Source organism: Rhizorhabdus antheiae, from assembly GCF_049889055.1.
Classification (GTDB): Bacteria; Pseudomonadota; Alphaproteobacteria; order Sphingomonadales; family Sphingomonadaceae; genus Rhizorhabdus.
Map to the genome: position 1 here is coordinate 461661 of NZ_JBLTWO010000002.1, position 17676 is coordinate 479336.

Genomic DNA, 17676 nt, shown 5'->3' on the forward strand with positions numbered 1-17676 from the left:
GTGACCGGCCGGTTCGTCAGTCTGGAAGGCGGGGAGGGCGCGGGCAAGTCGACCCAGGCGCGCGCTCTGGCCGCTGCTCTACGCGCGCGCGGGATCGAGGTCGTCGAGACGCGCGAGCCCGGCGGCAGCGAAGGCGCCGAGGCGATCCGCCACCTGCTCCTCGAAGGCAGCGGCGACCGCTGGACGATGGAAGCCGAGGCGCTGCTGTTCGCGGCGGCGCGCGCCGACCATGTCGCGAAGACGATCAAGCCGGCGCTGGCTGCCGGCAAATGGGTGCTATGTGACCGCTTTGTCGACAGTTCGGTCGCCTATCAGGGCGGGGCGGGCGGGCTCGGGCTCGACCGGATCCGCGCGCTGCACGGCTTCGGAAGCGGCGGCTTCCTGCCCGAGCGGACCCTGTTGCTGACCCTGCCGCCCGAAGAGGCCGCGCACCGCGCCGCCGCGCGCGACCGTGACGGCGCCGATCGGATCGGTGGGCGCGATGCGGCCTACCATGCCGCCGTGGCATCGGCGTTCGAGACGATCGCCACCTCCGAACCCGGTCGCGTCCGCCGGATCGATGCGCGGGGCACGCCCGACGAGGTCACAGCCCGCCTACTCGATGCGCTTGCGGACCTGCTGCCGTGACATTGGTGGGCCATGAGGAGCAGGTCGCGGCACTGCGGTCGGCGGCGGACAGTGGTCGGCTCCACCATGCCTGGCTGCTCACCGGGCCGGAGGGCATCGGCAAGGCGAGCTTCGCGCTGGCCGCCGCCACCCGCCTGCTCGCCGAAGCCGCCGGACCGCCGGTGTCGCTACCCGGTCTCGAAACCCCCGAGACGCATCCTGTCTCCCATTATATCCGCGCCGGCAGCCACCCGGATCTGCGTATCCTGACCCGCCTGACCAAGGACCGGTCGGAGGATCTCGCCCGCTCGATCAGCATCGATCAGGTGCGCTCGCTGCAAAGCCTGTTCGCGACGACGCCCAGCCTGTCGTCCCGGCGGATCGTCATCATCGATGCGATCGACGATCTCGAACGGCCGGCGGCCAATGCGCTGCTCAAGAGCCTCGAGGAGCCGCCGGCGGGTACGATCTTCTTCCTCGTCAGCCATGCGCCGGGCCGCCTGCTGCCGACGATCCGATCGCGCTGCCGCCAGCTGCGCTTCGCGCCGCTCGACGACCGGCAGATGCTGACTGCCTTGCTGGCCGCGCTGCCCGAGGAGCCGCGCGACGAGATCGACGCGCTGATCCGCAGCGGGCAGGGATCACCGGGCAGGGCGCTGAGCTTCGCCGGCCTGCAGATCGCCGCGCTCGACGCCGCGATGGACCGGCTCGTCGTCGAGGGTGATGCCACCAATGCGATCCGCGCGCAGTTGGCGAAACAGCTGTCGGGCAAGGCCGCGCAGGCGCGCTACGAAGCCTTCATCGAGCGCGCGCCCGCGCGGATCGCCGCCGAGGCGCGGCGGCGGACCGGGCAGGCGCTGGCCGATGCGCTGCGCTTTTGGGAAGAGGCGCGCCGCATCGGCGAGAGCGCGGTTCACCTCTCGCTCGACCCGGCCACCACCGTGTTCGAACTGGCCGGCCTGCTTGCGCGGCTCGCCCCGGCGGGGCGCTGATCCTTTCGGACCGGACAGCGCCGCAAAGCGCTTCCACAGCAGGCGATCACGCACTAAGTGCAGGCCCATGTCCGAGCCCTATTATATCACCACCGCGATCAGCTATCCCAATGGCCGCCCGCATATCGGCCACGCCTATGAGGCGATCGCCGCCGACGTCATCGCCCGCTTCCAGCGCGGCATGGGGCGCGACGTGCGCTTCCAGACCGGCACCGACGAACATGGCCTGAAGATGGTGCAGGCGGCCCGCGCCCGCGACATGGAGCCGCGCGCGCTGGCTGATGAAATGTCGTCCTATTTCAAAGAAATGGACGATGCTCTGAACATCAGCTATGATCGCTTCATCCGCACCAGCGACGCCGACCATTATGCCGCCAGCCAGGCGATCTGGCAGGCGATGGAGGCCAATGGCGATCTCTATCTCGACCGCTATGAGGGCTGGTATTCGGTCCGCGACGAGGCCTTTTACGACGAGAAGGAACTGGTCGAGGGCGAGGGCGAGCAGAAGCTGTCGCCGCAGGGCACGCCGGTCGAATGGACCGTCGAGGAAAGCTGGTTCTTCCGCCTTTCGAAATATCAGGAGCCGCTGCTGGCGCTCTATCGCGACCAGCCCGACTTCATCCGCCCCGAAAGCCGGCGCAACGAGGTGATGAGCTTCGTCAGCGGCGGTCTGAGCGATCTGTCGATGTCGCGCACCAGCTTCGACTGGGGCGTGCCGGTGCCTGGCAGCCCCGGCCACGTCATGTATGTCTGGGTCGACGCGCTGACCAATTATCTGACCGGGGTCGGCTATCCCCATGGTGGCGAGACCTATGACCGCTATTGGCCGGCGAGCCTGCACCTGATCGGCAAGGACATCGTCCGCTTCCACTCGGTCTACTGGCCCGCCTTTCTGATGTCGGCGAAGGTGCCGCTACCGAAGCAGGTGTTCGGGCATGGTTTCCTGCTCAACCGGGGCGAGAAGATGTCGAAGTCGGTCGGCAATGTCGTCGATCCGATGGGCATGGCCGAACGCTACGGCGTCGACCAGCTGCGCTATTTCCTGATGCGCGAGGTCAGCTTCGGCTCGGACGGCAGCTACAGCCATGAGGCGATCGTCAACCGCGCCAATGCCGAGCTGGCCAACAGCTTCGGCAATCTCGCGCAGCGCACTTTGTCGATGATCTTCAAGAATCTCGACGGCGAATTGCCGGCGCTCGACCGCAACGAGGATGACGCCGCGCTCGTCCGCGCGGTCGCTACGGCCTGCCTCGACGAACTGCCGCGCGCCTTCGAGCAGCTGTCCTTCTCGGTCGGGATCGAAGCGTGGATGAGGGCGGTGTTCGCCTGCAACCAATATGTCGACGCCCAGGCCCCCTGGACGCTGCGCAAGACCGATCCGGAGCGGATGAAGACCGTGCTGGGCACGTTGTTCGCGGTGATCCGCGACCTCGCCATCGCGATCCTGCCGGTGATCCCGGCCAGCGCCGGCAAGCTGCTCGACCAAATGGGCGTGGCGGCCGATGCGCGCGACTTCGCCGCGCTCGAGCGGCAGGGCTGGTATGATGAGCTGCGCGCCTCGGGCTATCGCGTTGCGCAGCCGGTGCCGCTCTTCCCGCGGCTCGAACTCGAGACGGCCGAGGCCTGATGTTCGTCGATAGCCATTGCCACCTCAACTATGCGGGCCTCGCCGAGCGCCAGCAGGAGGTGCTCGCGGGCGCCCGGGCGGCGGGCGTCACGACGATGCTCAACATCTCGACCCGCGCGGCCGAGTGGAACGACGTGCTGGCGGTGGCCGAGCGTGAGCCCGATGTCTGGGCGAGCGTCGGCATCCACCCGCATGACGCGGATACCCATGAGGATATCGAGACCGCCTTGCTGGTCGAGAAGGCCCGGCATCCGCGTGTCGTCGGCATCGGCGAGACCGGGCTCGACTTCTTTTACGACAAGTCTGACCGCGACCGGCAGCGGGCGAGCTTCCGCCGCCATATCGCCGCCGCGCGCGAAACCGGCCTGCCGCTGATCGTGCACACCCGCGAGGCGGAGGAGGACACCAAGGCGATCATGGCCGAGGAGATGGGGAAGGGGGCCTTCACCGCCGTCATCCACTGCTTCACCGGCAGCGCCGACCTCGCCCGCGCGATGCTCGACCTCGGCTGCTATATCTCGCTGTCGGGGATCGTGACCTTCAAGAACGCGGCCGACCTGCGCGCCACCGCGCATATCGTCCCGCGCGGCCGGCTGCTGATCGAGACTGACAGCCCGTTCCTCGCCCCGGTGCCGCATCGGGGCAAGCCTTGCGAGCCGGCTTATGTCGTCGACACCGCACGGATGCTCTCGGCCGAACTCGACTGGCCGATCGAGGAACTGGCGCGAGAGACGTCGAGCAACTTCTTCAGATTGTTTGCAAAAGTGGCGGCATGAAAGTCCGCATTCTCGGCTGCGGTACATCCTCGGGCGTGCCCCGGATCGGCAATGACTGGGGCGCCTGCGATCCCGCCGAACCGCGCAACCGCCGCAGCCGGGCGTCGATCCTGGTCGAGAGCGCGACGACCCGCATCCTGGTCGATACGACCCCCGACATGCGCCAGCAGCTGCTCGACGCCGACGTCATCGCGATCGATGCGATTCTGTGGACGCACGACCATGCCGATCATTGCCACGGCATCGACGATTGCCGCCAGATCTTCCATGCGCGCGGCACGCCGGTGCCGGGCTTCGGTTTCCCGGCGACGATCCGCCAGCTGCGCCAGCGCTTCGACTATGTCTTCGCCGGGCGCGATGGCTATCCGTCGACGGTCGAGGCCGGCGATCTGCTCGCCGACATGATGATCGGCGACATCCGCATCCGCTCGGTCGCTCAGCCGCACGGGACCATCTACAGCGCCGGGCTGCGCTTCGACCATGGCGGTCGATCGATCGGCTATTCGACAGATTTTCATGACGTTACCGACGATATGCGAGAATTGTTCTCCGGCGTCGACCTGTGGATCGTCGACGCGCTGCGCGTGCGTCCGCATCCGACCCACGCGCATCTGGACCTGACGCTGGCCGCGATCCGCGACTGCGCGCCGAAGCGCGCCGTGCTGACGCATATGGACCAGTCGATGGACTATGCGACCCTGGCCGCGACCCTGCCGGACGGCGTCGAGCCGGGCTATGACGGAATGGAGGTTCTGCTGTGAACGGAGACATGATCGTCGGCCTCGTCGCGATCGCCGCGATGCTGATCCTGGTCGTCCCGCGCTTCCTCCAGCGCGGCGTCGCCAAGGGGCGGATGCTGCAACTGGCGCTGCTGTGGGTGGCGATCTTTGTAATCGCGACGTTTGTGGCGATCGTCGCGAGCCGCTTTTGAAGGATCCTGACACGTCGGAATTTAACATAATATATATTATCGAAATTTGGCTCTGCTGGAATAGACCTGCGTTGTACCTCCGCTCTGAGGTGTAGCACCACGGCCCGTCATTCAGAACCGTACGTCCGCGATTTAACGATGCTATAGCCGTCTGCTTCCGTTGTGTGGACCCGCAATGCCAATGGCTTGACCATTCTGCGCACCGTTTCACGGACATTATTTTTGAGCCGCGCGCCCAAGTAGATGGCCTTGATCGCGCCCCGCTCGTACGTCGCCTTTCCGATCGTCGATGAAAACAGCCGCCATTCGCGCTCGTAAGCCCAGCTTAGGTGCTTCGTTGAAAGAACCGCGCGGCTGCGTTCAAAATCATTCTTCATGCTGTTCAGTGCAAGATAATATGGCTTATTGCCATAGGCAATGCGGGCAAAGGCATTTTCCTCGGACATTCCTCTAAGTAACGTAGGCATAGAATAACATATGCATATGCCTTGGAATGAGTCTGCATAGTGTGCCCACATTAACTCATTACTCCATGTCTCAGAGAACGATGCGATCCCCAAGGAAAGCTTCTCGTTCTTTAAGTTGCGAATGAACTCACTATATTGCGGGTGATTTTGAACCTTGGTGCTGGCCTTGTACAGACCTTCCATCGGATCATTCATATTTTTGTAGTGCGCACACCAGACATAGTCGTTGAGGATGGCCTCCATTTCTTGGACGAACTTTGTCTTTCCAGCAGGGGTGCCGTCCAATAATCCGGCACCGATAGAACGATATCGATACAGCCAAGTCGGACGAGCAAATGTTTCGATCTTAGCCATGGTCCCTCAGCCCAGATTCGAATGTTATAGATATCCGGCCATCTGCAGAATGAAGCCAGCGACGATTAGAAGTAAACCCATGTAGGTAAAGCGGAGAGACATTCCGGCTGTTTCTTTGTCGCTTTCGATGGTCGCCCCAAGCATTGCCGCCATAGTCCCGAGGTGCTCGGCGAGATTCGCGATGCTTCCCTTCACCTCATCAAAGCTCCGCTTGGCAGACTGATAATCGAACGTCCCATCGGATGGAAGATAGGCCCCCTCGTCCCGATAATATTCGCGAAAATCGCTTGAAACGCTTGTGAGGAAAGAGTCCATGCCACCGGCTGCTTCCGCAACGTCTCGCAGGGAAGACAACCGAGCTTCGGCATGGCGCCGAAGATCGCGCTGTATCCTAACAAGATCGAAACCCAGCAACATGACGCCGGCTAGGTCCAATGCCAGTCCGGTCAAGCCCAGAACGATCATCTCAATCCCCTAATATGTCATCGCGCATCGGTGAGTTCATGGCGATGCTTCAAACGATCATTCTGACCTAAAGATAGGCGCTATCCCGGCCCATCGATGGAAGCGAGCCTGCCTTATTCAGCGCCGATATATAACTCATCACATTTCGCAATCTGATCCGAGACCTATCAGCGGGCCTTGCAGTGAGTTGCCGGCTCGAGCGCATAAATCCTGCGGGCCTCTTCGTTTATGGCTCTTCCCTCACTGGATCGTGATGATCCCGTCCACCGCGCGCCATTCGGTTGGGCCGATCAGGTGGCGGTGGGCCACGCGGATCGAGTGGAGCACCGCCTCGATCTCGCGGCGCCAATGGTCGAGAAAGCGGTTGAGCATCGGGAAGTCCGGCGCGACATCATAATGTTGCCAGAGGAAAAGCTGCAGCAGCGATGGATGGTCGGGCATGTAATAATGGATCTCGACCGTCGCGAGACCATAGCCGCGTAGTTGTTTCAGCAGGTCGTCGCTCATGCGGACCGCCTCCCGCGGGGCGAGCAGGCGCGCTTGGCCGTGGCTGCGATATTCGTCAAATATATGATGGACATAGGCGGTCGAACCATCCCTACCTCCTTTGCTCTTCGCTATCGGTCCTTTCCTTGCCTGACCCGATTTTTCCGAATGGCTTGCCCCTGCGTCAAGCGATTCTCATGCCGCGCTCATTTGCGGCCGAACAGCTTCTCGATCTCGTCATGGCCGAGCTTGATCCAGGTCGGGCGGCCATGGTTGCACTGGCCCGAATGCGGCGTGACCTCCATCTCGCGGAGCAGCGCGTTCATCTCGGCGACCGACAAGCTGCGGCCCGCGCGGACCGATCCGTGGCAGGCCATGGTCGCGGCGACATGGTCGAGCCGTTCCTTGAGCGACAGCGCCTGGTCATAGGCGGCGAGTTCGTCGGCGAGGTCGACGACGAGGCCCTGGACGTCGCCCTGCCCCAGTAAGGCCGGGGTCGCGCGGACCAGCATGGCACGCGGGCCGAAGCGTTCGAGGTCGAGCCCCATTTCGGACAGTTCGCCGAGCCGCGTCTCGAGCCGGTCGCAGGCGGGCTCGTCCAGCTCGACCACCTCGGGCAGCAGCAGGGCCTGCCGCGATACGCCGCCGGCCGCCATGGCGCGGCGCATCCGTTCGAGGACGAGGCGCTCATGCGCGGCGTGCTGGTCGACGATCACAAGCCCGTCGCTGGCCTCGGCGACGATATAGGTCGCGGCGATCTGCCCCCGGGCGACGCCCATCGGGAAGCTCGCCGGCTCGGGCACCGGCGCGGCCGAAGCTTCGGCGCGGGCCATCGGCGCGGGGGCATAGTCCGCGACCCGGTCCCAGACGCTCCCCTGGCGCGGGGCAACATCACCTGTCGGCATGGGATAGGCCGGGCTCCCGCCTGCCGTCATAGGCCAGGGCGAAGGCGATCCCCCGCCCCCAACCTGCCAGCTGCCCAGGCTGGCGACCGAGGCGCGCTGAACGCTGCGATGGCCGGCCTCGTCGAGCGCGGCGCGCAGCCCGCCGACGATCATGCCCCGGATCAGGCCCGGATCGCGAAAGCGGACCTCGGTCTTGGCCGGGTGGACGTTCACGTCGACGAGATCGCCGGGCAGGTCTAGGAACAGCGCCATCACCGGGTGCCGGTCGCGCGCCAGCATGTCCTGATAGGCCGCGCGCACCGCGCCGATCAGCAGCCGGTCCTTCACCGGGCGGCCATTGACGAACAGATATTGGTGATCGGCGACGCCGCGGTTGAAGGTCGGCAGGCCAGCGACGCCGGTCAGCGAGATCGCCTCGCGCCGGAAATCGACCGCGACGCTGTTATCGGCCAGATCCTTGTCGGTCAGCGCGGCGACCCGGCTCACCCGATCCTCGTCGGGCGAGACGAGGATCGCGCGGCGGCCGTCATGTTCCAGGCTGAAGCCGATATCGGGCCGGGCCATAGCCAGTCGGCGGACGACATCGACGCAGGCCGCATATTCCGACCGCGCCGAGCGCAGGAACTTCCGCCGCGCCGGCACCTTGGCGAAGAGATGCGCGACCCTGATGCGCGTGCCTGGCGGCAGCGCGGCCGGCCCCTCCCCCGCCAACTCGCCATGGTCGATGCGCCGGAGCCAGCCATCGGCGCCCCGGACACGGCTTTCGATCGTCAGGTCGGCGACGCTCGCGATCGAGGGCAGCGCCTCGCCGCGAAAGCCGAGCGTCGTCACCGCTTCGATCGCATCGTCGGGCAGTTTCGACGTCGCGTGCCGTTCCAGCGCCAGCGCGATCTGTGCAGGCTCCATGCCGCAGCCGTCGTCGATCACCTCGATCGCGGAAAGCCCGCCTTCCGAGAGATTTACCGCGATGCGGCGAGCGCCCGCGTCGATCGCATTCTCGACCAGTTCCTTGAGCGCGCTGGCCGGTCTTTCAACCACTTCACCGGCAGCGATGCGATTCACAAGATGTTCGGGCAGGCGGCGTATTGACATGGTCCCCGTCCTAGCCCAAGCGGCAGCGTTCCGCATCCCTTGATAGACGCCGGTTTTCCTTGGCCTGTCGGGTGGTGCTCGCGAGACCTCATCCGGCCTGGGGCGGGCCTAGAGAACGGACCAAAGCATGTTCCTGCAGCGCTATTTCAAGTTCATGTCGCATGATATGGCGATCGACCTCGGCACCGCCAACACCGTCGTCTATGTTCGCGGGCGCGGCATCGTCCTCAACGAGCCGTCGGTGGTCGCGATCGAGACGCTCAACGGGGTCAAGCGGGTCCGCGCGGTCGGCGACGACGCCAAGCTGATGATGGGCAAGACCCCCGGCACGATCGAGGCGATCCGCCCGCTGCGCGACGGCGTGATCGCGGACATCGACGTCGCCGAGCAGATGATCAAGCATTTCATCCAGAAGGTTCATGGCCGCCGCACCTTCATGCGCTGGCCCGAAATCGTGATCTGCGTGCCGTCGGGCTCGACCTCGGTCGAGCGCCGCGCGATCCGCGATGCCGCTTCCAACGCCGGCGCCAGCCAGGTGTGGCTGATCGAGGAGCCGATGGCCGCCGCGATCGGTGCGGGCATGCCGGTGACCGAACCTATCGGATCGATGGTCGTCGACATCGGTGGCGGCACGACCGAGGTGGCGGTGCTGTCGCTGCGCGGCCTCGCCTATACGACGTCGGTCCGTGTCGGCGGCGACAAGATGGACGAGGCGATCAGCTCCTATGTCCGCCGCAATCATAATCTGCTGATCGGGGAGGCCACGGCCGAGCGGATCAAGCAGGAAGTGGGCGTCGCCAAGATGCCGCTCGACGGCAAGGGCAAGACGATCCACATCAAGGGTCGCGACCTCGTCAACGGCGTGCCCAAGGAAATCACCATCACCCAGGCGCAGATCGCCGAGGCGCTGACCGAGCCGGTTTCGGCGATCGTCGAGGGCGTCCGCATCGCGCTGGAAAACACCGCCCCCGAACTGGCGGCGGACATCGTCGATCAGGGCATCGTCCTGACCGGCGGCGGCGCGCTGCTGCAGGGGATCGACGAGGTGCTGCGCGAGGCCACCGGCCTGCCCGTCTCGATCGCCGAAGACCCGCTCACCTGCGTCGCACTGGGCACCGGGCGCGCGCTGGAGGACTCGGTCTTCCGCGGCGTTCTGCAGACCGCCTGAGCCGCGGGTAACCGTCGATGGCGGCGCCCCGACACAGGCGTCGAGGATTTTCCCGCCGGGTCCAATATGGCCTGTTCGCGGGCTATGTCATCGCGGTTGCGGGGATCGTCCTCGGTGCCGGGCTGCTGCTGTTGTCACGGCTCGATCCGCGCGCCTTCGGTACGCTGCGGGGCATCGCGATCGACGCGGGATCGCTGGCATCGGGCATCGGCCGAAGCGGCGTCGACGCGGTGCGCGGCGGCGCGGATGCGCTGTCCGATTACATCATGGCCGGCAGCCAGAATGCGGCATTGCGCGAGCAGCTTGGGGCGCAACGTCGAGCGTTGATCGCAGCCAAGGCCGTTGCTGCGGAAAATGCCCGACTCAAGGCGCTGGTCGGCCTGCAGGAAAATCTGCCGCGTCCGATATTGTCGGCGCGTCTCGTCGGCTCGACCCCGACCGGCCAGCGCCGCTTCGCCACCCTCAGCGCCGGTCTCGCCGCCGGGGTCAAATCCGGCATGACGGTGCGTTCGCCCGAGGGGCTGGTCGGCCGCATATATGAGGGCGGATTGTTCGCCTCGCGCGTGCTGCTGCTGACCGATGGCGAGACGGCGGTGCCCGTCCGCATCGTGCGCACCGGCAATCCCGCCATCGCCACCGGACAGGGCGACGGGACGATGGAGATACGCGGCCTGATCTCCGGCGGCCGGCCGTTCCGGCGCGGCGACCTCGCCGTTACCTCGGGCACAGGCGGGGTGTTCTTCCCCAATGTCCCGGTCGCGGTCATCGTGCAGATCCGGGGCGACCGGGCGATCGCGCGGCCTCTCGCCGATCCGGCCCGGGCCGATTTCGCGGCGGTCTATCCGGTCTATCAGGCTCCGATCGCGGACCGCCCCGCGCCGCCCCGGCCATGATCGGACGGCTGCACGACGGCTTCACCGAGCGGCTGCCGCTTCGGGTGCGATGGGTGCCGATCGGTTCGACCCTGATCGGCTCGGCCATGGGCGCGCTCCCGGTTATCGCGACAGAGCCGATCGTGCCGCCCTTCGGCCTGATGATCCTTCTGGCCTGGCGGTTGCTAAGGCCCGAACTCTGGCCCGCCTGGATGGCGTTGCCGCTCGGGCTCGCCGACGATCTCTTATGTGGCCATTATCTGGGGACGGCGGTAATCCTCTGGACCGTGGCCTTCCTGATACTCGAATGGGTCGACCAACTCGTGCTGTGGCGCGACGGTCGCATCGAATGGGCGATCGCTTCGGTGGCGATCGCCGCCATCGGTGCCGGTTCCTGGCTATTCTCACAGCCGAGCGACAGCGCCACCAGCCTGCTCGTCCTCATGCCGCAGACGGTCGGCGCGATATTGTGCTTCCCTGCGGTCCTCCGCTTGACCGCCCTGCTCGATCGCTGGCGCCTGAAACGATGAAGCGCACGCGCCTCATCACCGAGCAGAGCCTCGCCTTCACCTTCTCTCGCCGCGCCATCTTCCTGGGCGGTGCACAGGTGGCGGTGGGTACCGTGCTCGCCGGGCGCATGGCGTGGCTCTCGATCGCGCAGAATGAGCGCTACACCTCTCTGTCCGAGAGCAACCGCATCCAGCTGACGCTGGTGCCGCCCCGGCGTGGATGGATCATCGACCGGGGCGGCCGGCCGATCGCGATCAACCGCACCACATTTCGCGTCGATATCATCCCCAACCAGCTGAAAAATGGCGAGGCGGTGCTGGCGCAACTGCGCGATCTTCTGGCCCTCAGCGCCGACGACCTCGAACGCATCCGCACCGACCTCGCCAAGGCGCGCGGCTATCAGCCGGTGCCGGTCGCCGAGAATATCGATTATGAGCGCTTCGCGGCGGTCAGCGTGCGCCAGCCCAATCTGCCCGGCGTGAAGCCCGCGAGCGGCTATGGCCGCTATTATCCTGCCGGCGCTGCCATGGCGCATGTCACCGGCTATGTCGGCACCGCATCGGCCGCCGACTATGACAAGTCGCGCGACCCTCTGCTGATCACGCCGGGATTCAAGATCGGTAAGGAAGGTCTTGAAAAGACTATGGACCTCTGGCTGCGCGGCAAGCCCGGCGCGATGCGCAGCGAGGTCACCGCGCATGGCAAGGTGGTGCGCGAGCTGACCACCAGCCCCGAAGTCCCCGGCAATGCGATGCAGCTCACCATCGACGCCGGGCTGCAGCGCTACACCGCCTCGCGCCTGGGCCCCGAAAGCGCTTCGGCGGTCATGATCGACGTGAAGACCGGCGGCATCCTCGCCATGGCGTCGATGCCGGCGTACGACCCGAACAGTTTCTCCGACGGGATCAGCCATTTCGAATGGGATCTGCTGTCGAACGACGATCATCTGCCGCTGACCAACAAGGTGATGCAGGGGCTCTATCCGCCGGGCTCGACGGTGAAGCCGATGGTCGCGCTCGCCTTGCTCGAGGCCGGGGTCGATCCGCATCAGAGCGTCAACTGCACCGGCCGCTATCGCCTCGGGAACAGTTACTTCCACTGCTGGCGCCATGGCGGCCATGGCCCGGTCGACATGCACCGGGCGATCGCGTCGAGCTGCGACGTCTATTTCTACACCATGGCGCGGCTGATCGGGATCGACCGGATCGCGGCCATGGCGCGCAAGCTGGGGCTCGGCGAGCGGTTCGACCTGCCGATGCCGTCGCAGCGTTATGGGACGGTGCCCGATACCGCGTGGAAGGCGCAGCGCTACAAGGGCGCACGCTGGACCACGGCCGACACGCTCAACGCCACGATCGGCCAGGGCTATATGCTGTCAAACCCGCTGCAGCTGGCGATCATGGCGGCGCGCATCGCGTCGGGCACCGCGCTTGCGCCCCGGCTGATCCTCAACAAGCGCCATGGGCCGCAGGGCGCATCGCTGGGCATCGCTCCCGGCCATCTCGACATCGTGCGGGAGGCTATGAGCGGCGTCATCAACGGGCCTTATGGTACGGGCTTTTCCGGCCGGCTGAACATCGATGACCTGCTGATGGCCGGAAAGACGGGCACCGCACAGGTGCGGCGGATCACCATGGCGATGCGCCGGGCCGGCAATTTCGGAACGCATGGCGTACCCTGGAAATATCGTGACCATGGCCTGTTCGTGGCCTTCGCGCCGGTCGATGATCCGCGCTATGCCGTGTCGGTGGTGATCGAACATGGCATGCATGGCGCATCGGGTGCCCCGATCGCGCGCGACATGATCACCTATCTCTACGACCGCAAGCTCGCGGAAAACCGGCTCGCCCTGCTCGAACAAGGCTGGGGCGGCACCATCGAGCAGCGAATGGAACGCAAGGCCTATGCCTGGGCGCGGCGCGGAGAACCCTCGGCCGATAGCACCAGAGCAGCGGCCGGCGCACAGACCGGCGCTCAGGCCGATCCGCCCCCGCCGCCGACCGGCGAAGACGGGAGCGATCCCGAATGAGCCGGGAATCGATCGTCCCCGCGCCGCTGCGCGACGTCCCCTGGGGTCTGCTGGCACTGGTCGCCGCGATCGGGGGCTTCGGGCTCGTCGTCCTCTATTCGGCGGCGGGCGGCAGCATGCGGCCCTGGGCGCTGTCGCAGGGCACGCGCCTGATGGCCTTTCTCGCTCTGGCGATCCTCATTTCACGCCTGGGCGAGCATCGGCTCAAGGCGATGACGATGCCGGCCTATCTGGGCCTCGTCGCAATGCTGCTGCTGGTCGAACTGTTCGGCTTCGTCGGGGGCGGCAGCCGGCGCTGGCTCGATCTCGGCTTCATCCGGCTGCAGCCGTCCGAACTGATGAAGCCGGTGATCGTGCTGACGGTGGCGCGCTTCTACGACATGCTGCCTGCCGGGGAGATACGCCGCTTCAGTGCCGTCTGGCCGCCGGCGCTGCTGATCGGCATCCCGGCCTTTCTCGTGATGACCCAGCCCGATCTGGGCACCGCGTTGATGATCTGCGGCGGCGGCATCACCGTTGCCTTCCTGTCGGGCCTGCCGCTGCGGCTGTTCGTCGGCGCCGGGGCGGTTCTCGCAGCGGCCTTCCCGATCGCCCTGTCGATGATGCATGGCTATCAGCGCGACCGGATCAACATCTTCCTCAATCCCGAAGCCGACCCGCTCGGCACCGGCTACCACATCATCCAGTCGAAGATCGCGATCGGCTCGGGCGGCATTTCCGGCAAGGGCTTCCTCGAAGGAACGCAGAGCCACCTCGACTATCTGCCCGAGCGTCACACCGACTTCGTCTTCGCTACCATGGCCGAGGAATGGGGACTGGTCGGCGGGCTGTTCCTGATCTTCGGCTATATGATGGTGATCCGCTGGGGGATGCGCGTTGCCGGGCGGGCCAAGGGGCGCTTTGCGCGGCTGGCGGCGGCAGGACTGACCACCACCATCTTCTTCTATTTCGCGATCAACCTGATGATGGTGATGGGCCTGGCCCCGGTGGTTGGCATCCCCCTGCCCCTCGTTTCCTTCGGCGGATCGGCGATGATGACCGTGCTGATCTGCATCGGCATGCTGATGGCGATCGACCGCAGCGTCCGCCCGGGCCAATAGCCGCTCGGTCGATCGCTAAGAGGCTGATCGCAATCGGAATTATTCGACATTTCCGGCACCGCCGCGCCGCAGCGAAAAAAATTGGCAGAAAGTGGAATTTGGCGGTTTACATTTCAAAGGAGCGGGTGCTAAAGGCGCGCCTCCACAGCGGGACCAACCATCCCCCGCCGCCGGAAAGTGGACGCATAGCTCAGTTGGTAGAGCAGCTGACTCTTAATCAGCGGGTCCTAGGTTCGAGCCCTAGTGCGTCCACCATTCCCTTCCCAAGAATGATAGCACCGGTCCGGCGAGGTCAGAAATGCCGACGCAAAGGTGGCGATCCCTCTGGAAGAGGGTAGCGAGCATTCTGTTCGCAGCCACCCTTGTCCTCGGCTTGTTCGTCGGCCGTTCCTACTGGAACGCGCTGGTCGATCCCATCGTCCGCCATACCGAGGTCGCCCTGTTGCCGGCCGACAGCATTGACGAGCGGCTCCGCCTGCTGCTGATCTCCGACATTCATGTGGCCGGGCCAGACATGCCTCCGTCCCGCCTCGCTCGGATCGTAGAGCAGGCGAACGCCCTGCGGCCCGATGCCGTGCTGATCGCGGGAGATCTGGTCAGCGACAAGAGCGTTTCCACGCGACGCTATTCGCTGGCTGAGGCGGTCGCTCCGCTTCGAAAACTGAGAAGTCGCTTCGGGACATTTGCCGTGCTGGGCAATCACGATCACTGGCGCGACGCCGCAATCGCGCGGGTGGCTTTGGCGAGGATCGGCGTCACCGTGCTGGACAATAGCGCCGTTCGAGCAGGCCCTTTGGCTATCGGAGGCCTGGATGATGCCTTCACGCATCATGACGATCTCGACGCGACGCTGGACGCCATGACCAAGCTTGGCGGGGCGCCGATCCTGCTCAGCCACAGCCCGGACCCCTTCCCCACCCTTCCGGACGGCGTGGAACTCATGCTTGCGGGACATACCCATTGCGGTCAGATCAGACTGCCCGTCATGGGCGCCCTGTCCACCATGTCCGCCTATGGCGACAGATATGCGTGCGGTGTGGTCGTCGAAGGCGGCAAGACACTGGTGGTCGGCGCGGGGCTAGGGACCAGCCTGCTCCCGCTCCGCTTTGGCGCTCCACCCGATATGTGGGTCATCACCGTCAGCAAATCGAATCTGTCGGGGCCGGACACTGGAGCCCGCTCTAAAACTCCGCAAACAGCCGTCCCAGGCCCTCGATCCGGTCGGTGATGCCCAGCGTCCGCAGCGCGTGCCAGTAGGTCGCGCTGTTGATCGCGATTACGGGCTTGTCGAGCTTCGCTTCATATTCTGCGGCGAGGCTCACCATCGACAAATTGGTTCCGACCTGGACGATCGCATCGACGTCGGGGCCATCGAGATGATCGATCACCTCACGCAACCGTTGCGGGGTGACCTTGGCGATGTCGGTCCAGCGCTTGCACAGCAACGGAACGTCGCGGACCACCGAAAAGCCCGACTCTTCGAGGAAGCGGCGCACTTCGGCATTGGCGACCGGATAATAGGGCGAGACGAAGCTGACCCTCTTCACATTGCCATAAGCGTGAAGCGCCGCAGCGATCGATTCCGACCCGGTCGATGCGCCGACTCCCGCCAGCGTCTCGACCTCCGCCTTGAACTTCCGGCCGCCTTCGACACCGCCGTAGAAGGTGATCGCCGACATGCCGAGCACCAGATATTCGGGGCGCAGGGTCATGACCGAACGAACCGCGTCCATCGTATTTTCGGCGATCGCGGTCGTGCCCGCGATGAAGTCCTCGTTCGACAGGGCGACCGGGTCCTCCACGAAGATTCGGGAGAAATGGTTGGTCACCCCGGCGGGGCGCATCCGCTCCATGTCGGGCTGGACGGTGGTGTTGGTGGAAGGGGCGATCACGCCGAGACAGGCACGGTATCCCTGAACGTCGACCATTTTTGGGTGTTCTCCGGTGAAACGGGCGCAGCAAGCCCCTCCGCTGCTGCGCCCGGTGTTGCTCAGTTGATCGCAGCCGCCTGGGCGAGGCTGTCGAACATCGCTTGCCGCATCAGATAGTTACGGCGGGTTTCGTCATTCTGCTTGATACCCAGCATCTTGAGACGGCGCGCTTCATGGGCTTCGTCCTGGCCGCTCTTGATGAAGGCCATGTTTTCCTTGGTCTGCATCTGGGTGAAGCTGTGCGTCACTTCGCGCCGCTGACGATCATAGAGTGCGAGATTGGTGTCGAGCTCCGCCTTGCCCCTCAGCACCGGCTCGATCTTCTCGAACAGGTTGAAGGCATCATGGACGCCCGAATTCATGCCGAAGCCGCCGAGCGGATTGTTGAGGTGGGCGGCATCGCCCACCAGCATGATGCGCCCCTCGCGGAAGGATTTGGCAACTCGCTGATGGACCCGGTACAGCGTCCGATGCTCGGTCCTGACCGAAGCGCCATCGCCGACGAGCCGATCGAAGATGCCGTTCTTCATTGCATCCGAGCGAAGATCCTCGTCGCTCTGCGCGCCGTCGGTGGGAACGAGGACGCGCCACAGCGAGGGCACGCGCAGGAGGACCAGCCATTCCTTCGGATCGGACACATAGTTGACCAGCGCCAGATTCGGCAGATGATCGGCAAGCTCCAGATCGGTCGACAGGCACAGGAAGCGCTCGGGATAGGTGAAGCCGTCGAACTCGATGCCCAGCCACTTGCGCACGATCGAATTGGCGCCGTCGGCCCCGATCAGGAAGTCGGTGCGGAGCTGGTTGATCCCGTAGGGCGTCTCCGTCCACAGGTCGATCCCATCCTCGTCCTCCTCGAAGGTGAGCAGGCGATTGTTGAACATCATCCGTGCGTTCGAATATTTCTCCAGCCCGCCGGCAAGCGCACGCGACAGATGATATTGTTCGCACTGGATCCGGAACGGATAGCGCGTGACGTCCGAGATTTCCGACAGATCGAAGTCGATGACCTCACCGGTCGTGCGGTCCCGCCAATGATAGACGGGCGCCTTCAGCCCCTTTTCGAGCAGCATCGGCGTGATGCCGATCGTGTCGAGCATTTCCAGCGTTGGCGGATGGAAGGTCGACGCGCGCAGGTCCTGGGCGCAATCCTCGCCCGCTTCCAGCACGACAACGTCAAACCCCGCCTGGGCCAGAAGCGTGGCGAGAACCGTCCCTACGGGACCGGCTCCGACGATCGCTACCTGACACCGATCAACCCCTGTCATATCGAGCGGACTCCAATCTTACTTGCAGATGGAACTATGGACCGCTCGTCTTTGGGCTGCGCCGAAAGCCGGTGAACTATCCGCCTTGCGGTGATTG

Annotated in this window: 18 protein-coding genes and 1 tRNA gene; 13 read left to right on the forward strand and 6 right to left on the reverse strand. The window is 65.1% G+C overall.

Features of this window, described 5'->3' with window-relative positions; all coding sequences use genetic code 11:
- The 6 genes from tmk (at window position 1) to ACNI3R_RS06560 (ending at window position 4932) form a co-directional block, all read left to right on the forward strand.
- Complete coding sequence (tmk, locus tag ACNI3R_RS06535; RefSeq protein WP_426180970.1) at window positions 1-627, forward strand: dTMP kinase; 627 nt, start codon at window positions 1-3, stop codon at window positions 625-627.
- Window positions 624-1598 carry a DNA polymerase III subunit delta' gene (locus ACNI3R_RS06540; RefSeq protein WP_426180971.1) on the forward strand — a complete coding sequence of 325 codons (975 nt, stop codon included), beginning with the start codon at window positions 624-626 and terminating at the stop codon, window positions 1596-1598. The genes tmk and ACNI3R_RS06540 overlap by 4 nt, the downstream gene beginning before the upstream one ends.
- A gap of 67 nt (window positions 1599-1665) precedes the next feature.
- A complete protein-coding gene (gene metG / locus ACNI3R_RS06545; protein ID WP_426180973.1) occupies window positions 1666-3225 on the forward strand; it encodes a methionine--tRNA ligase in 1560 nt (519 codons plus the stop codon).
- Window positions 3225-4001: a TatD family hydrolase gene (locus ACNI3R_RS06550; RefSeq protein WP_426180975.1), complete on the forward strand. Its 777-nt coding sequence runs from the start codon at window positions 3225-3227 to the stop codon at window positions 3999-4001. Before metG ends, ACNI3R_RS06550 begins: the two co-directional genes overlap by 1 nt.
- Window positions 3998-4762 carry an MBL fold metallo-hydrolase gene (locus ACNI3R_RS06555; RefSeq protein ID WP_426180977.1) on the forward strand — a complete coding sequence of 255 codons (765 nt, stop codon included), beginning with the start codon at window positions 3998-4000 and terminating at the stop codon, window positions 4760-4762. The genes ACNI3R_RS06550 and ACNI3R_RS06555 overlap by 4 nt, the downstream gene beginning before the upstream one ends.
- Window positions 4759-4932 carry a hypothetical protein gene (locus tag ACNI3R_RS06560; protein WP_426180978.1) on the forward strand — a complete coding sequence of 58 codons (174 nt, stop codon included), beginning with the start codon at window positions 4759-4761 and terminating at the stop codon, window positions 4930-4932. The genes ACNI3R_RS06555 and ACNI3R_RS06560 overlap by 4 nt, the downstream gene beginning before the upstream one ends.
- A 107-nt stretch (window positions 4933-5039) precedes the next feature.
- Here ACNI3R_RS06560 and ACNI3R_RS06565 read toward each other — a convergent pair whose 3' ends face one another.
- From ACNI3R_RS06565 to mutL, 4 genes are all read right to left on the reverse strand, one after another.
- Window positions 5040-5753 carry a DUF2971 domain-containing protein gene (locus ACNI3R_RS06565; RefSeq protein WP_426180980.1) on the reverse strand — a complete coding sequence of 238 codons (714 nt, stop codon included), beginning with the start codon at window positions 5751-5753 and terminating at the stop codon, window positions 5040-5042.
- A gap of 24 nt (window positions 5754-5777) precedes the next feature.
- A complete protein-coding gene (locus ACNI3R_RS06570) occupies window positions 5778-6218 on the reverse strand; it encodes a hypothetical protein (RefSeq protein WP_426180982.1) in 441 nt (146 codons plus the stop codon).
- 240 nt (window positions 6219-6458) lie between these two features.
- Window positions 6459-6725, reverse strand: a complete 267-nt coding sequence (locus tag ACNI3R_RS06575; RefSeq protein WP_426180984.1) for an usg protein — start codon at window positions 6723-6725, stop codon at window positions 6459-6461.
- Window positions 6726-6910: 185 nt separating this feature from the next.
- Window positions 6911-8701, reverse strand: coding sequence for a DNA mismatch repair endonuclease MutL (mutL, locus tag ACNI3R_RS06580; protein WP_426180986.1), 1791 nt, complete (start codon window positions 8699-8701; stop codon window positions 6911-6913).
- A 127-nt stretch (window positions 8702-8828) separates the two neighbouring features.
- On the opposite strand from mutL, the gene ACNI3R_RS06585 reads away from it, so the two are divergent.
- The 7 genes from ACNI3R_RS06585 to ACNI3R_RS06615 all read left to right on the forward strand — a co-directional run bounded on the left by ACNI3R_RS06585 (window position 8829) and on the right by ACNI3R_RS06615 (window position 15608).
- Complete coding sequence (locus ACNI3R_RS06585; protein ID WP_296625118.1) at window positions 8829-9869, forward strand: rod shape-determining protein; 1041 nt, start codon at window positions 8829-8831, stop codon at window positions 9867-9869.
- A 17-nt stretch (window positions 9870-9886) separates the two neighbouring features.
- A complete protein-coding gene (gene mreC / locus ACNI3R_RS06590; RefSeq protein WP_426180988.1) occupies window positions 9887-10762 on the forward strand; it encodes a rod shape-determining protein MreC in 876 nt (291 codons plus the stop codon).
- Entirely contained in the window at window positions 10759-11271 is a 513-nt protein-coding gene (mreD, locus tag ACNI3R_RS06595; protein WP_426180989.1) for a rod shape-determining protein MreD, read from the forward strand. Before mreC ends, mreD begins: the two co-directional genes overlap by 4 nt.
- Window positions 11268-13280, forward strand: a complete 2013-nt coding sequence (mrdA, locus tag ACNI3R_RS06600) for a penicillin-binding protein 2 (RefSeq protein WP_426180990.1) — start codon at window positions 11268-11270, stop codon at window positions 13278-13280. The genes mreD and mrdA overlap by 4 nt, the downstream gene beginning before the upstream one ends.
- On the forward strand, window positions 13277-14380 hold the full coding sequence (rodA, locus tag ACNI3R_RS06605) for a rod shape-determining protein RodA (protein ID WP_426180991.1): 1104 nt from the start codon (window positions 13277-13279) through the stop codon (window positions 14378-14380). Before mrdA ends, rodA begins: the two co-directional genes overlap by 4 nt.
- 179 nt (window positions 14381-14559) lie before the next feature.
- Window positions 14560-14635, forward strand: a tRNA-Lys gene (locus ACNI3R_RS06610).
- Window positions 14636-14678: 43 nt separating this feature from the next.
- Window positions 14679-15608 (forward strand): metallophosphoesterase, encoded by a 930-nt coding sequence (locus tag ACNI3R_RS06615; protein WP_426180993.1) that lies wholly within the window; start codon window positions 14679-14681, stop codon window positions 15606-15608.
- Here the strand turns inward: ACNI3R_RS06615 and ACNI3R_RS06620 are convergent.
- Together ACNI3R_RS06620 and ACNI3R_RS06625 are read right to left on the reverse strand one after the other, a co-directional pair.
- A complete protein-coding gene (locus ACNI3R_RS06620) occupies window positions 15562-16308 on the reverse strand; it encodes a maleate cis-trans isomerase family protein (protein WP_426180995.1) in 747 nt (248 codons plus the stop codon). The genes ACNI3R_RS06615 and ACNI3R_RS06620 overlap by 47 nt on opposite strands.
- Window positions 16309-16370: 62 nt before the next feature.
- Window positions 16371-17579, reverse strand: a complete 1209-nt coding sequence (locus ACNI3R_RS06625; RefSeq protein ID WP_426180996.1) for an FAD-dependent oxidoreductase — start codon at window positions 17577-17579, stop codon at window positions 16371-16373.
- Window positions 17580-17676: the final 97 nt, after the last annotated feature.

Bases quoted from the DNA above. Each gene is read 5' to 3' on its own strand.
- metG (WP_426180973.1), top strand. From the start codon at position 1,666: ATGTCCGAGCCCTATTATATCACCACCGCGATCAGCTATCCCAATGGC.
- ACNI3R_RS06550 (WP_426180975.1), top strand. From the start codon at position 3,225: ATGTTCGTCGATAGCCATTGCCACCTCAACTATGCGGGCCTCGCCGAG.
- ACNI3R_RS06555 (WP_426180977.1), top strand. From the start codon at position 3,998: ATGAAAGTCCGCATTCTCGGCTGCGGTACATCCTCGGGCGTGCCCCGG.
- ACNI3R_RS06565 (WP_426180980.1), bottom strand. From the start codon at position 5,753: ATGGCTAAGATCGAAACATTTGCTCGTCCGACTTGGCTGTATCGATAT.
- ACNI3R_RS06570 (WP_426180982.1), bottom strand. From the start codon at position 6,218: ATGATCGTTCTGGGCTTGACCGGACTGGCATTGGACCTAGCCGGCGTC.
- ACNI3R_RS06575 (WP_426180984.1), bottom strand. From the start codon at position 6,725: ATGAGCGACGACCTGCTGAAACAACTACGCGGCTATGGTCTCGCGACG.
- mutL (WP_426180986.1), bottom strand. From the start codon at position 8,701: ATGTCAATACGCCGCCTGCCCGAACATCTTGTGAATCGCATCGCTGCC.
- ACNI3R_RS06585 (WP_296625118.1), top strand. From the start codon at position 8,829: ATGTTCCTGCAGCGCTATTTCAAGTTCATGTCGCATGATATGGCGATC.
- mreC (WP_426180988.1), top strand. From the start codon at position 9,887: ATGGCGGCGCCCCGACACAGGCGTCGAGGATTTTCCCGCCGGGTCCAA.
- mreD (WP_426180989.1), top strand. From the start codon at position 10,759: ATGATCGGACGGCTGCACGACGGCTTCACCGAGCGGCTGCCGCTTCGG.
- mrdA (WP_426180990.1), top strand. From the start codon at position 11,268: ATGAAGCGCACGCGCCTCATCACCGAGCAGAGCCTCGCCTTCACCTTC.
- rodA (WP_426180991.1), top strand. From the start codon at position 13,277: ATGAGCCGGGAATCGATCGTCCCCGCGCCGCTGCGCGACGTCCCCTGG.
- ACNI3R_RS06615 (WP_426180993.1), top strand. From the start codon at position 14,679: ATGCCGACGCAAAGGTGGCGATCCCTCTGGAAGAGGGTAGCGAGCATT.
- ACNI3R_RS06620 (WP_426180995.1), bottom strand. From the start codon at position 16,308: ATGGTCGACGTTCAGGGATACCGTGCCTGTCTCGGCGTGATCGCCCCT.
- ACNI3R_RS06625 (WP_426180996.1), bottom strand. From the start codon at position 17,579: ATGACAGGGGTTGATCGGTGTCAGGTAGCGATCGTCGGAGCCGGTCCC.